Raw genomic sequence first — 14,668 nt, forward strand, 5'->3', positions numbered from 1 at the left:
TAAACAACAAACGCGAAGCCAGAAGACTTCGCGTTTGTTGTTTGGGGATAACGCTATTATTGCTCGTCCGCGATTGTATCGCGGACGAATGGAGAACACATCTACCGTTTTTTCTTACCAGAAAAGTTCCGGTTAAACGTTGGTTTACCCGACTTTTCTTTTTTGGGTCCACCCAGCAGCTTATCGGCCAGATCGGGGCGGTTGAGCTTATTCAGGCGGTTCCGAATCCAGTCTTTGTATTCAGGTTTGTACCAGAAGAAGTAACGATTTTGTGCCTGTTTCTCATCCCGTGTTTTGGCCGTTTTAACGGGTTTCAGCGTGTACGGATGCACACCTGAATAGTAGATCACTTCAGCCACGGTCATGGGTGTGGGCGTGAAATCCTGCACCTGTTCAAGCTGAAAACCCATGTCTTTGGTTTCGGCCGCCAGGTTGGCCATGTCCTGCTCTTCACAGCCGGGGTGCGACGAAATGAAGTAAGGAATCAGCGGCTGCTTGAGATTATGCTTCTCCTGAATCTGGTCATATTTTTTCTTGAACAGCTTGAAATACTTGAACGATGGTTTCCGCATAATCCGCAGGGTATCGTCGGCCGTATGTTCAGGAGCCACTTTTAATCGACCCGATACATGGCGCGTAGTCAGTTGCTCCATGTATTCGTCGTGGTTGCCGTCCTCGTTGTTTTTGTTGAAATCATCGACCAGCAGATCGTACCGAACACCCGACCCGACAAACGCTTTCTTGATTTTCGGATGCGCGTCGACCTGACGGTATAACTGCGTTAGAGGCTTGTGCGAGGTATCGAGGTTGGAGCAGATAACCGGATGGATACAGCTTGGGCTCTGGCAACGAGCACAGATCGACTCGTCTTTCCCCTTCATCTTATACATGTTGGCCGAAGGGCCACCCAGATCGGAGATGTATCCTTTAAACTCAGGGTGTTTCGTAATCTCTTCTACCTCGCGCATTACCGATTTTTCACTCCGCGACGCAATGAATTTACCCTGATGCGCCGAGATGGTACAGAAACTACAGCCACCGAAACAACCCCGGTGCATATTGACCGAGAATTTGATCATGTCGTAGGCTGGAATCGGTCCCCGTTTTTTGTATTTCGGATGCGGTAGACGAGTATACGGCAGGTCGAACGATTTATCGATTTCGGTTTCGTCCATCGTTTTGAACGGTGGATTTATTACCAGCACCTGATCGCCAACCTTTTGCGTAATCCGGTTCGCCTGCCACTTGTTCGACTCGACCTCAACAATCTTGAAGTTGGCCGCGTATTTGATTTTATCGTTCAGACACTCCTCATGACTCGATAGCTCGACCGTGTTCCAGTTGTTGTAATCCCGCAGTTCGGTCTGTGCATCATGCATGAATGCCACCTGATTGATATTCCGCATGGACGAAAACGGTACATTTTTCCGAACCAGTTTCAGAATTTCACGTAGTGGCTGCTCTCCCATACCGTACACCAGCATATCAGCCCCAGAATCGACCAGAATCGACGGCATCAGCTTATCCTGCCAGTAGTCGTAATGGGTTACCCGACGCAGGGACGCTTCAATACCACCCAGCAGAACAGGCACATCTGGATACAGTGTTTTCAGAATGTTGGAATACACAATGGTCGCGTAGTCGGGTCGGAAACCCGCTTCGCCACCGGGCGTGTAGGAGTCATTGGAGCGCAGGCGTTTGTTGGCCGTGTAATGGTTCACCATCGAATCCATACAGCCCGCCGTTACGCCAAAGAAATATTTAGGGCGACCAAATTTCTTAAAATCGCGTAGATCGTCTTTCCAGTTGGGTTGGGCAATAATGGCTACGCGAAACCCTTCGCTTTCCATAATCCGACCGATAACGGCCGTTCCGAAAGCCGGATGGTCAACATAGGCGTCCCCCGACACCAGCACAATATCCACTTCGTCCCAGCCTCTCTTGTCAACTTCCTGTTTTGTGAGCGGCAACCAATCGGTAAGGGGTCTTTCCAGCATAAATACGTGAGCTAATCTTTCTGAAAACCACCGAATCGGGTAAATGATTCACTCGAAAGCCGTTCTTAAAAGCTATTGCCAATAGAACGCGGATTATTATGATCTTTATGATCAGCACTGATAAAATCATAAAGATCATAATAATCCGCGTTCTATTGGCACCGATTCCCCTTTCATCAAAATTGCGTATTATCGTCTCTGCTAAACCGAAAACAACCATGAAGAACGCTCCCGGACGCCGTCAATTTCTAACAACTGTTACAAAAGCTGTTGGCACGTCGCTCCTGATCAATACACCTTTTCTAACAAAAGCAGGCTCGTCAACCGCAGCCCCGTTTACCGTTGGGCAAGTGATGGACCTAATTTTGAAAACGATACCCGGTGCTCCATTTCCCAAAACCGTCGATACCCTGAAATCGGGTAGCCCATCCCAGACCGTTACGGGAATCGTATCAACCATGTTTACGACGGTTGAAGTAATTGAAAAGACCATTGCCGCCGGAGCCAACTTTATCATCGCCCACGAACCGACATTCTACAATCATCTCGACGAAACCGACTGGCTCAATAATGATCCGGTCTTTAAACACAAACATGACCTACTGACGAAAAATAACATCGCTGTCTGGCGATTCCACGATTATTGGCATTCCCACAAGCCCGATGGTATTCGGGCGGGGATGTTGTCGGCTCTAGGCTGGGAGAAACAGGTAGACCCCGAAAATCCACAGGTTCTGCTACTGCCATCAACTACGGTCGGGCAGGTTATCACCCATGCCAAGCAAAAACTGGGCATCAAGCAGGTGCGGATCGTTGGGGATACAGCTCAGAAATGCCAGCGCGTGTTGCTGTTACCGGGTGCTGCGGGTGGCCGGAATCAGATAATGGCCATCGAAAAAGCCAAACCCGATTTGGTACTTTGCGGAGAAGCCAGTGAGTGGGAAACACCCGAGTATATTCGTGATGCGCGTAGGCAGGGACAAACCATTTCGCTGGTGGTGCTGGGACACATTATGAGCGAAGCCGCTGGAATGGAATGGCTTGTTTCGTGGCTGCAACCTAAAGTACCTGGTGTAAAGGTCAGCTACATTCCATCAGGCAATCCGTTTAGCTACGAATAGTTTTTCTCACCCCAACCTCTCTTCCGTTTTGAGAGAGGTTGGGGTGAAGGCATTACTGATTGAACTGAATGCTTTTCAACTGAATAATACCGTCGTTGGGTTTGTCGCGCTTCACGACAATCACATACACATCATGGCGGCCCGTAAAGGGTGTGTCGAACGTACTGGTTACCTGCGCAGTCTTATTCCAGGCCCCTGTCGCTTTATACGGTACCCGGCTTACCACAGGACCTGCATACGAATCCAGCCGTACTTCAATTTCACCATCCTTATCCTGCGATGAATAGTCATACGTCAGCGATTTGATAGTCGTCATATCAATGCCTTTCAGCAATACATACGATTTATGGTTACCCGCACTCAGGTTGTTGCCAAATCGGGGGAATCCGACATAGGCATCTGCATTGATCGTTTTGACATTAGCACTACGCAGCGTAACAACTTCAGAGCCCGTTAGCGGCCCAACTGCCTTAGCGCCCGGTGTGGATACGCCTTTATCCGTATAGGATGCCAGGATGGTGTATTGCCCACGAGCCTCTTCGGGTTTGTGTTCGTTCAGGGCCAGACTTCCCTGCAATGGAAGTGTCTTTTGCTTACGGGCGTCGGTCAGCGAGAAAATATATTTCACCATTTCCTGCGCATCCTGCACCGGAATTTGGGGATGGGCACTCATCAGGTGATCTTTACTCCAGCTTCCGCCACCGCCTTCAATGATCTTCTTCGCCAGTCGCTCTACACTGCCCGCCTGCCCTTTATACCGATCGGCAACGGCCAGGAATGTTGGACCAACAGAAGGCTTGTCGATGGTATGGCAGGCTTTGCAATCACTCCCTGCAATCAGGGTTTTTCCAAGTGAACCATTCCCGACCATCGCCAAATCCTGGTGGCCCTGCTGGGGTCCCAGAACAGGTGTCCCTCGTGGCTGAGCATTGTATTCGTAAACAACTTTAATACGTTTCGGATCAATCTTGCCGTCTTCCTTATCGGTTACTTTGACAGTGTAGGTAAACGGTTTACCTTCCCAGAAGAACGACTTGTTATCTGGGGTTGCAATCACGACATCGGGTTTTGCATTCCCCACTTTCACGACAATCGTATCGGCTCCGACCAGACCTGTTTGATCGGACACCCGCAGAATGGCATTGTAAACACCCGGCTGGGTATAGGTGTACGTCGCCATAGGTCGAGTAGCGCCAACCGTTTTGCCATCGAACAGCCACTGGTAGGTCAGTTTGTCATCTTCGTCCAGGTCCGTTCCGCGTCCACTGAATTTCACCCGCAACGGAGCTGGGCCAATAGCTTCCCGAATAACCGGTGCATTGCGCCCATCAGAAGTCAGGTACGACCGGGCATTGAATTGAACCATTGCGAGGGAATCAACTACATTAGCCCGAACCGTAGGAGGACGGCTCCCTGTATTGTATTCAATTTTAACCAACCGGGCATCGTCGTTATCGGCACCATATACCGAGCCATATTCAAGCATATACATCACCCCGTCTTTGCCAAAAGCCAGGTCGATAGGCCGCCGGAAATCGCCGTTACCAGCCATGAAAGGTTCGGTACGGACGTAATTATCGTTTTTGTCGATGCGTAGAGCCATTACCCAGTTGCGCATCCAGTCGAAAATAAACAGTGCCCCATCATAGTATTCCGGGAATTTGTTTTTCGACGGTGAATTGGGATCGTAGGTATAAAACTCACCCGCCATCGCACTTCGTCCACCCTGCCCTAACTCTGGGAACTCCTTCGAGGCTGCATACGGGTACCAGATCATGGCCGGATTTACGGGCGGCAGGTGTTTCAGTCCCGTACTTTTGGGCGAATCGTTCACTGGGTCATTTGGATCAAAACGAGGGCCAATCGCATTGGTAGCAAAATCATTGGCGGCATACGGCTGACTGTTACCAATAAATAACGGCCAGCCAAAATTGCCCGCTTTTTTTGCCTGATTAAATTCGTCGTAGCCCCGTGGCCCCAGCGTACTGTCTTTCCCCGCATCTGGCCCGATCTCACCCCAATAGAGTACCGACGATTTAGGGTTCAACGCAATACGGTACGGGTTCCGCAGGCCCATCGTATAAATTTCCGGCCGAGTCTGTGCGCGGTCCGACGGGTCGGTACCTTTCGGAAAAAGATTGCCTTCGGGAATGGTATACGTGCCATCGGTCTGGGGCCGGATACGCAGGATTTTACCCCGCAAATCGTTCGTATTGGCGGCAGTACCACGTGCATCAGCGGCTAAGTGATCAGGCCGGGCATCGATCGGTGCGTAACCGTTCGAGGGGAAAGGGTTGGTATGATCACCCGTCGAGAGGTACAGGTTGCCTTCTTTATCGAAGGCCAGCGAACCGCCGTGGTGTGCCCCCGGCTCAGCGATACTGGGCACTTTAAGCAGCACCTTTTCGGATGAAAGATCAATCGTATTGTCGTCTTTCAGAGTAAAACGCGATAGGTTATACGACGGGTCTTTATCGAACGGGGGTGAGTAATACACATAGAACCAGTGATTGGCAGCAAAGTTCGGATCGAGGGTAATCCCCTGTAAACCATGCCCGAATTTGGTGGGTGCGTCGAACTTATGAACAAGCTGGTGCTTGTTGGTCTTCGTGTCATAGACCGACAAATTGCCACTACGCTCGGTAAAGAAAACCCGGCCATCGTTGGCAACCGCCACTTCCATCGGTTCGTTTAAGTCGTTGACCAGAACCGTTTTCACGAACCGATTATCCTCAGGCATCACCACTGAATATGACTTACTGTAATCCAGCGGCTTACCACTCCCCATTACCCAGTTGAGCGCTCCCAGCAGATGCTGCACAAACAACGGCTCCGTAAAGCTTTCATCGGTATGGCCTCCGCCGGTATAATACGCCCGTCCTCCATCGAACTCATGATACCAGGCGATTGGGTGGTTGGCTCCATTGATTCCACCGTCGTAGGTATTTTCGTCCAGGTTAGCCAGTACGTGCAGATCCGTGTAGAGTGATCGATAATTATACCATTCGTCGGTACGCTCCCAATGGTCGGGAAGCATATTGGTCGACCCATGGCTCTTATCGAGCACATCGACCGTTGCTTTCCGCACGTTGGAATTGCTGGGGTGACTGGCAAAGTAGCCCCCAGCCAGTTTATTATACCAAGGCCAGTCGTATTCGGTATCGGCAGCCGCGTGGATGCCCAGATAACCGCCACCTGCCTGAATGTATCGCTCAAAAGCGGCCTGTTGCACCTGATTCAGCACATTACCAGTAGTACTAAGCCAGATCACCGCCTGATAGTGCTTCAGACTATCATCGTTGAAATAGGCGGCATTTTTGGTGGTATCGACCCGGAAATTATTTTCCCGGCCCAGTTTCTGAATAGCGGCAATCCCAGACGGAATAGAGGTATGGTTCCACCCTTTCGTTTTCGAAAAGACCAACACGCGTTTGGGCACAATAGGCACGGATGGCGTTGGAGCTGCCGCAACCGTAGTCGTTGAGGTCGTTTTTGTGACTGTGGTTGTGGTAACCGTTTTTGGATTACTGGCACAGGCATACAAGCCAGCCGCAGCACCTAGAGTAGCCAGCCAGCGAAGTATAGGCTTAGGAGAGTTCGTTAACGTAATCATAGAAAAGGTAGGTTGGGCCTTCGAATCGGTCACAGATCGAGACTCTTTTTGAGCCAAATCGATTAGCTGGTTAATAAGCAAATTGGCACTGCAAACTACCTGTGTTCTGTCTTTCGTTATCCGTTTCGGTAATCAACAGCCATTCAGGTGAAAATGCTACTTAGGAAGAATTACTTACTCCTTAAAAAGCTTTTTGGTACTGACTTTAATCATGTAAGCAAAAGTTCGTGTATGAATCAAGCCTGTTCATGTATTATTCAGCCTTGTTAATAAACTCATCAAAAACCGACTTCCATTCTACTTAGTCAAAATTTATTTTTGTTCATACTGAGCTATGTAGGCCACCTGTATAAGCTATTGACTATAGCTTATGAACCTCAGGTAGCCGCATTCAGCCCACCGTTTTTACTATGGAAAAAAGACTGACTATTGCAAAAGGCCATTACCGATTCGACCCCAATGCTGTTCTTTACTTAACTGGCGATGCCAACTACTGCTATGTGCACATGCTCAATGGCGATATGATTTTGACAAGTCGTACACTGAAGTGGTTTGAAAAGCAGTGGCCCACCTTTCTGCGGGTCCACAAGCATGCGCTTGTCAATCCACAGCATGCGTTTCAGGTAAACAGAGCGTCTCGGCTCACCTCGCCCAGCTACCTGATCATGCGCGATCAGACTCAGCTTCTGATCTCCCGTCGGCGTTTATCGGATGTAGTTGAGCAGTTAAGTCCACTGCATAAAATCGTTTATGCCAAACGGCATCGCACAGTCATGGTGTGCTGAGATGAAGTCAGTGGCAGCTATTTGGTTTAAGTCGTAGCCCCACCTTCGTTTTAGCGTAAAGCATTCCAATCCCGTACACATGAAACCTGGTAGTCAGCGAGCCGTTTTATTCAACAGCTTTCCGGCTATCAGGTTTACCTACATGGTCTCCTTTTGAAGCGTCGACAGACGCCAAAACGCTCCCGACAAAGCCTCTCGACTATGAGGCTTTATCATAACCAACTGTACAAACCACTGTACGGGAGCATATTTCTGAATGCCGCCCCCTGCCTGGGGCCCAGAGCAGACTGTACATCAGGGAATACTCTACACAACCAATTGACTCATGTGGGCGATTAACCAGTGTATGTTTACATACGTTTAGGGGATTCCACAGCCGAACGCTTCTTTGTCGGCCCTTTGGGGTATAGAGCGCTGGCTGTTGCATGCGAGCGCTCACCCGGATTGATGCCAAAACGCTCCCGATAAATTCGAATGAAATACGACGTATTCTGATAACCCACCTGATACCCGATCGATTTGATCATGGATTTAGGCTGGCTTTTTATCAGTTCCTGGGCAACCTGAAGCCGTACTTCCTGAATAAACTGATTGGGTGACAGTCCTGTCAATTCCCGAATACGCCGGTACAACTGACGTTCACTCAACGAGCTTGTTTCAGCCAGAAAATGAATCGTCAACGCTGGATTGGTCAGATTATTCCGAATAAGCTGCTGAAGGGTGTCAATCCACACTGCATCCTGATCGGAGGTGGTCTCCGCCAATAGATCCGCTTCGTCGGCTAACTGATTGAGTAAACGAGCCTGCTCTTCGGCCCGTTCGATCAGATGCTGACTCCTTACCAGTAACTCGGTCTCGTTGAATGGCTTGGTCAGGTAATCGGCAATACCCAGCCTAAGCGCCTGTAGGCGGGTCTCCAGGTCTACGCGAGCGGTTAGCAGAATGATCGGTATATGAACAAAGGTAGTATTGGTACGCAGTGCATTAACTAAGGCCATACCATCAACTTCGGGCATCATTATATCCGAAACAATCAGATCCGGAAGCTGGTCGGGTGTTAACTGATGCAGTAAATCGAGTGCCTGCCTACCATTCCGGGCAATCAGCAGTTCATAGTGTGGCGATAAGACTGTCTGAATATAGAGCAACATATCCACATGGTCTTCTACAACTAATACCGACTTACCTGTAGCCAACAGAGCCATTTCTTCCCGTGTATTCAACCGTACTAAAGCTGGTATCGCCAATTCGCCAGAGGGAGGGGGGATGACTTTGGCAGGGCCGACTGAAACGTGTTCAGAGATCCGACGATCCGGATAGGTGATCGTAAACGCGCTTCCTTTTCCCAACTCACTCCTTACCTGGATTTCGCCCCCCCAAAGCGTACAATACTCCTGACACAACGCCAGCCCGATACCTGTACCCCCTCGCACGGGATTATCGATCTGCTTCGACTGGAAGTACCGCTCAAAAATATGCGGCAGATCATCAGCATGAATACCACTACCCGTATCGACCACCCTGATTTCTGCCAGTTTATCCGTTTTTGAAAGCTGAACCTGTATAGTACCTCCTGTCGCGGTGTAGTGGAGAGCGTTGGCCAGCAAATTCCGCAAAACCGTTTCCATTTTGGGGGAATCCAGCGGCATCCAGACAGCTTCATCCAGGCCGGTAGCATACAGATAAACGCCCAGGTACTGCGCCTGGGTCATAAAATTATTGACCGTTTGACGGACAAGCAACGCCAGGTCGGCAGGTTGTTCTACCAGTTGAGCCTGCTGATTATCCAATCGGGTCAGGTCGAGCAGATCATTGACCAAGGTTAGCAACTGGTTGGTATTGCGGTTCATAACACTCAGCAACTGCTGAGCTGATTCATCCGTCACACGGCGGCTCAGGTACTGAATAGGCCCTAGCAGCAGGGTTAATGGTGTGTGTAGTTCATGCGACACATTGGCGAAGAATCTGGATTTAAGGGTAACGTTGGCCTGCAAATCGGCGGCCTGCTGTTCAATAATGGCCTTATCGCGTTCGATAATCGCTTTATCTTCCTCAATCTGGGCCGTTCGGCGAGCGACTTCTGCTTCCAGGTGAATCTTATCGCGCATCAGTTGCCGATTGCGCCATCGAAACACCACCCCGATGCCCACCATCAGGAGCAGTGTACAAAGCAGCAAAAACCAGGCACGCAGATACACCGGCTTATCGACAATAACAGGAACACTAAGTAGGGGCGATGCCCAGTTCCCATGGCTGGTCTGCGCTCGTACCTGAATGGTGTAACTACCAGCAGGCAGACTATTTAGCCGCAGCTCCAGTTGATCCTGCACAACCCACTTATCCTGCCATCCCTTGATCCGATACCACAATCGTGCCTGCCCTATATAGCGATAGTCCAGTAAGGCGAACCCCAGCGTAAACAGCCGGTCACTGGCCGTCAGGTGAATCTGGCTATCCTCCCGAAACTCAGCAAAGTGATTGTCCATCTGTCCCGTTTCAGTATTCAGCTTCTGGTACTGTGTCAACAGCAACGGAGCCTGACTTGACTTACTAGTCGGAATCTGATCTGGGTAAAAGGCCGTAACCCCATTGAGCCCCCCAACATATAATCGACCATCTGGAGCTCTGTAATGCGAAATCAGGTTAAACTCCTCATCGGCAATCCCATCTTTGGTATGGTAGATCTGAAGCTGATGGGTTTTACGATGGAAACTCATCAGTCCATAATTGCTGGGTAACCATAATCGCTGATGACCATCTTCATAGATGGCGTAAAGTGTATTGTCCGACAAGCCTTGTTTCTGGGTAAACGACGTATAGCCACCCTTGCGTCGATCCCAACGGACAAGCCCCCCTCCGCTGGTGGCCAGCCAGTACACGGTTGGCTGTTCGGGATCGGGATGAACAAACGTGATATGATCGAACGGCAACGAATAAGGGGCCGCCATCTGAGCACTATACCGGGCCTCAATACCCTTCAGCGTATCGAGCAGATACAAACCCGACGATGACGTAATCCAAACCTTTCCGATACGCTTATCCGGGAAAAAGCCATTAACCCGGCTACGGGCCAACTCCGAAAAACGATTGTAGCGGGTAAAAGCACGCACCACCTGGCGCCGGGTATCAAAAAGAGAGATGCCCTGCTGTTGGCCCACCCACAGGGTTGCATACCCATCAGGCCAGATCGTAACACAATTGTTATCGGCTGCTGGCAGCGCGAAAGGTGTATAGGCATACGTTTTAGGGTCGATCCGAATAAGCCCCTGCATCCCTGACCAGAGCGTACCATCCCGGTCCCGAACAATAGGGCACAAGTCTAAGGCATACGTCCAGGAAGCAGGAGCCCGTTGAAAAACAAACTGGCCCTTACCTGTCTTAAGATCGACCAGTTGGGTTTCCCGAGCATTTACCCAAAGCTGGTTTCCCAGTTGCATCATACCCCGAATAGCCTGCCGAACAGCGGTAGGATTACCTGTGGCGGGTTGACTGAGATACCGTTGAAAATAGTTTGTTTCCAGAGTCAGTAGCAGCACACCATTGGTTGAACAAACCCAAACGGCTCCGGTCCGATCAATAAAAACGTATAAGAATTTCTGAATACTTTCCATCGAGAAACCCGACTTCGACAGATCGAAGACAATCCCCTTCTGCTCATGCCAAGCCAGTAAAACATGGGGACCGCAAATCCAGAAAAGGTTGTGGTGAGCGTCGTAGGAAATACTCAGGTCGGCAAACGGAGGATGGGCCTGCCGGGGAAAAAGATCCCGGTCCAATCCAATAGGCAGCGGAGCTAATTTCCCATCGGGGCTCAGCCGATACAGGAACGTTTGGAGCGGAGGAGTGCCTGCTTCTGGTGGATTACGGTCCAAGAGCCGTTGCAGATAAATGTTTCCCGTACTATCCTTCCAGATGGGTCGCAAGTGCATCGGCAATACGTGTCGCTGGCGAATGCGGCCCGTGGAATCCAGTTCCATTAATTCGCTGGACGAATTGGCCTGGCTCAGGCTAGTTGGCTGCCCCACCAGCAACGTTTGCTGGCTGGTTTCATATAGCGATTGGCCAAACCGACCGACCAGAGCGGGATGCTGATATAACTTCCGGAAACGACCCTTCCCGGTATGCCACCACAGGGTTCCACTTTTGGTTCGAACATACTGAAACCAATTGGCGGCCGATGGAACAAAATCATAGATAAGCTCCATCCGGGCATTGGCAGGTAGGTTAAACGCATCTTCGACCTGCTGTGGCCGAACGGCTCCGGCCTTCAGAACGCCTTGCCTGCGACTGTCCGACACCACATTGCTGGCAAACCATAAATTTCCCTCTCGGTCGGGCTGTATAAATTTTACATCAGGGCTGACTGATTGCTGCGTCGAACGAAGCAAGGGAGGCATGGGCGTAAACCGATGGCCATCAAAGCGATAGGCATTATTAAACGTACCGACCCACATAAACCCCTGTCGATCCTGCCCCAGCGCAATCACTTGTTTATTAGGCAAGCCCTGTTCCAGAGAAAAGTGCCTGATACTGGCCACAACCGGCAGTTGTTGTGCCTCTACAACGGCACAAAGCATGACTCCTAAAAGGCACAAAGCAAGGGAGTTGGTGTAGACCTTAATAAACGACTTCATCTGGTGCGGTCACGACGAGTAGCTCTTTCCGTACTTTACTCACCATCTGGCTAAATTAAGTAGCCAACACCGATAAATCAATCAAGACAGCGAAAACCGGCCTGACCAGACTATGTCCGGCAGGATTTTACGATCAATTGGCAGGATCGGACTATCGATTGGCAGGATTGGATGTGCTGGGATTACGTCCTTTGTAGCTGCAAACCTCACGCATGCCTTTACCCGAATTACCTAGCAGACAGCCACTTGTGGCGAACTCTTGGCTGTTCGTCTCTTTGCTTACTGATTCGCCGGCTCAGTCTCGCCAGCACACCCATATTAACACCGTACGCATACGCTTATCATAACCACCTCTCTCTCACTATGCTTGCTTTTGCAATTATCACACACACTAATCAAGTTGAACACCTAAAACATCTGAAAATACGCAACGCCTGCTGGTTTATAGCCGCCCTTATTTTGCTGCTGATTTATGCGCCAATCACGCAGGCCCAGGATTGCCCCTCGCTGACCATTACCGCCAGCCCTTCGCTAACCATTGCCAGCAATAAGTCGGCGAGTGGCAATGTAGCGGCTATCACCGGCACGCCCTGCAAGCTGGTGGCTGAGGGGGCTACCAGCTACAAGTGGAGCACAGGAGCCAGTACCAGTGCCATTTCGACTACAGTAGCCGGTACTTACTCAGTAACCGGTATCACGGCGGGATGCTCGGCTACGGCCTCCGTGCAGGTGGTGGTGGTAGCTCCCGCTGCCTTTGACCCCGTTTTCCCTTGCGGTATCACAGGCAACTGGGTTCCCAATTACCTCTTTTTTCACGCTGATGGAACCAACTCCTACACCTTTGCCCCCGGCGAAACCATCTATAGTTTTGGGGCCGACCCGGCCGGGGGCTGCAAGTCCCCCAGTACCATCAGCCCCATCTATGCCACCCTGCCTTCGGTAGCGAAAGTGATTGCTCCGAATGCGATGTATGCCTATTATGTTACGTCGTCCACCCGTACCGATGGAGGCTACTCTTACATAAGCAAAACCTGCCAGAAGGTTGGCCCCCTGCAGTACCTTGCAGGGTCAGAACAGAAGTTTTCGATTGATACACCCGGCGACTACCTCATCACGTTTACCAATGGTACCACCCGCACGCTGACCATCTCACCAACGGCCGTACCGGCAACAAGCCCTTATACGGTGACGATGCTATCAGCAGCCATACCCGATGGTACGTTATCGCTTACGGCCGTTCCGGGCAGTACGGATCTGCTGGGGGATGTGACCGGGCTTCTCAATGGCGGTACGCCGGCCACACAACATGCCTACTACCAATGGCTGGCCGGGGGGAATGTGCTGGATCAGACGCTGGCCCTTTCCACCAATAGCTACGTGGTATCCAGCCCCATCTGGGGGCAAACGTATCAGGTAAAGATTCGCTCTGCTGATGAAAACATCTACAGCTATACCAGTTCTCCACCTGATCCCTGTGGTGTTCCGACCGCAGACGGTATCATCATCAGCAGTGGCTTTACAGTGCCGTATCCGTCGGCGCAGGTCAGTTCGGCTACGGCCTGTGCGGGTAGTGTGCTGAGTTTGTCGGCCAATGTACCTTATGGTACGGCTCCGTTCAGCTACACCTGGGCGGCCCCGCCAGGTATTACCCTGGCCGACCCAACGGCCAGCCCAACCACCGCAACCATTAACCCAGGGGTATCGGGTGTGCAAACCTTCACTGTTACCATCATGGACTCGACCACACCTACCCCACAGCTCACTACCACCACTGTCAGTGTTACCGTCGTCTCGCCCCTCACCATCGCGGCCCTGCCTTCACTGACCACCACCGCCGGGCAGTCGGTCACCCTGACCGCATCGGGCGGCCCCACCAGCTACCTATGGAGCGATGGCAGCAGTGGTGGCAGTTTAACCGTAAACCCCACCAGCACGACGTCTTATTCGGTAACAGGTACCTTCGCCAATGGTTGTTTGGTAACTGCGTCGGCTTCGGTCAGTGTGACCACCATTACAACTCCCACCGGTCCCGACCTGTCGCCCATCCTCTCCCTGCCCGATGCCCAGTTCGACAAATCACCCGGTGCTTTCAAAGACTTCGTCATGCAGATTCAGGAAGTGGGTGGGGTGGCCACCTCTACCGGTTCAGTCACCATAACCGTGTCGGTCCCGACCGGCTACTCCATCAGCTTCGATGCCAACCTCTCCCAGATCGACGTCTCGGGTGGCTCCAATAACCCCGTAACAGTCAGCAATTCCGCCTGGCAACTCATCAAGCAAGTCGACAATCAGCAGATCTCGCTGAGCCTGAAAGCAGGCCAGTTCATTGGGGCCAACGAGCAGAGCAATGTCGGCTTGCGGTTGGTGCGTACCACAGCCAACTCAGGTTCGGTAGCCAACATCACCGTCAACGTCAGTAACGATCCGGGGCAGGGCTACGACATCAAACCAGCCAACAACGTCTACGCTCGAATCATATCTGGTCTTTAACCGATGCAGGGGAATAGCCACTCTTGTC

6 protein-coding genes are annotated in these 14,668 nt (G+C 51.1%); 3 read left to right on the forward strand and 3 right to left on the reverse strand.

The genetic code is table 11. The features are described from left to right. Positions 1-101: 101 nt before the first annotated feature. Entirely contained in the window at positions 102-1,997 is a 1,896-nt protein-coding gene (locus BGO59_RS27600; RefSeq protein WP_293689143.1) for a YgiQ family radical SAM protein, read from the reverse strand. Positions 1,998-2,215: 218 nt separating this feature from the next. Between BGO59_RS27600 and BGO59_RS27605 the strand changes: the two genes are divergently transcribed. Beyond that, positions 2,216-3,118: a Nif3-like dinuclear metal center hexameric protein gene (locus BGO59_RS27605; RefSeq protein WP_293689145.1), complete on the forward strand. Its 903-nt coding sequence runs from the start codon at positions 2,216-2,218 to the stop codon at positions 3,116-3,118. 52 nt (positions 3,119-3,170) lie between these two features. Here the strand turns inward: BGO59_RS27605 and BGO59_RS27610 are convergent, their stop codons facing one another. Then, the gene (locus tag BGO59_RS27610) at positions 3,171-6,731 is read right to left on the reverse strand and encodes a ThuA domain-containing protein (RefSeq protein WP_293689147.1); all 3,561 of its coding nucleotides are present in this window, start codon (positions 6,729-6,731) and stop codon (positions 3,171-3,173) included. Positions 6,732-7,141: 410 nt separating this feature from the next. On the opposite strand from BGO59_RS27610, the gene BGO59_RS27615 reads away from it, so the two are divergent. After that, positions 7,142-7,516 carry a LytTR family DNA-binding domain-containing protein gene (locus tag BGO59_RS27615; protein WP_293689149.1) on the forward strand — a complete coding sequence of 125 codons (375 nt, stop codon included), beginning with the start codon at positions 7,142-7,144 and terminating at the stop codon, positions 7,514-7,516. A gap of 350 nt (positions 7,517-7,866) precedes the next feature. Here BGO59_RS27615 and BGO59_RS27620 read toward each other — a convergent pair whose 3' ends face one another. After that, the gene (locus BGO59_RS27620; RefSeq protein WP_293689151.1) at positions 7,867-12,150 is read right to left on the reverse strand and encodes an ATP-binding protein; all 4,284 of its coding nucleotides are present in this window, start codon (positions 12,148-12,150) and stop codon (positions 7,867-7,869) included. Between the two features lie 363 nt (positions 12,151-12,513). Here BGO59_RS27620 and BGO59_RS27625 point away from each other — a divergent pair, with 363 nt between their 5' ends. Further along, the gene (locus BGO59_RS27625) at positions 12,514-14,640 is read left to right on the forward strand and encodes a hypothetical protein (protein ID WP_293689153.1); all 2,127 of its coding nucleotides are present in this window, start codon (positions 12,514-12,516) and stop codon (positions 14,638-14,640) included. Positions 14,641-14,668 lie beyond the last annotated feature (28 nt).

Origin of the sequence: Spirosoma sp. 48-14 (assembly GCF_001898575.1) — a bacterium.
GTDB lineage: Bacteria > Bacteroidota > Bacteroidia > Cytophagales > Spirosomataceae > Spirosoma.

Bases quoted from the DNA above. Each gene is read 5' to 3' on its own strand.
- BGO59_RS27600 (WP_293689143.1), bottom strand. From the start codon at position 1,997: ATGCTGGAAAGACCCCTTACCGATTGGTTGCCGCTCACAAAACAGGAA.
- BGO59_RS27605 (WP_293689145.1), top strand. From the start codon at position 2,216: ATGAAGAACGCTCCCGGACGCCGTCAATTTCTAACAACTGTTACAAAA.
- BGO59_RS27610 (WP_293689147.1), bottom strand. From the start codon at position 6,731: ATGATTACGTTAACGAACTCTCCTAAGCCTATACTTCGCTGGCTGGCT.
- BGO59_RS27615 (WP_293689149.1), top strand. From the start codon at position 7,142: ATGGAAAAAAGACTGACTATTGCAAAAGGCCATTACCGATTCGACCCC.
- BGO59_RS27620 (WP_293689151.1), bottom strand. From the start codon at position 12,150: ATGAAGTCGTTTATTAAGGTCTACACCAACTCCCTTGCTTTGTGCCTT.
- BGO59_RS27625 (WP_293689153.1), top strand. From the start codon at position 12,514: ATGCTTGCTTTTGCAATTATCACACACACTAATCAAGTTGAACACCTA.